The following is a 510-nucleotide window of genomic DNA, read 5'->3' on the forward strand; positions in this document are numbered from 1 at the left end:
TTATTTTTCACCACATCTAACTAATAGTTCTTCCCATCTTCTGTCAACTTCAGCTTGCATTTCTGCAATTAGATGTTCATTACCTTTTTTGAATAGATGTTTGAATCTTCCTTGTGGTCTTAAGAAATCTTCAATTGGTAATTTATTTTTAGGTTTATAGTTTAATGTCCACTTTCCATCTTCTACTTCATATAGTGGCCAATAACATGTCTCAACTGCTAAACGACATATTTCCATTAAATCTTCTGCAGGATATCTCCATCCTCTTGGACATGGTGCCATTACATTTAAGAATGCAGAACCTTTTTTATAGTGAGCTTTCTCTGCTTTTACATGAAGATCTTTAAGATTTTTAACAAATGTAGTTTGTGCTACATATGGTATATGGTGAGCAGCTATTATTTGTCCTAAATCTTTTCTATATTGTTTTTTACCATCAGATTCTGTTCCTGCTGGTGTTGTTGTTGTATCTGCAAATCTTGGTGTTGCTGATGAACGTTGGATACCTGT

At 33.5% G+C, this 510-nt stretch carries 1 pseudogene; it reads right to left on the reverse strand.

Annotation, left to right across the window (positions count from 1 at the left end):
- Nucleotides 1-510: pseudogene (locus ACQ3F0_RS26785) on the reverse strand (pyruvate ferredoxin oxidoreductase); the annotation flags it as partial.

The organism is Clostridium sediminicola (assembly GCF_050402865.1).
Taxonomy (GTDB): domain Bacteria; phylum Bacillota; class Clostridia; order Clostridiales; family Clostridiaceae; genus Clostridium_AF; species Clostridium_AF sediminicola.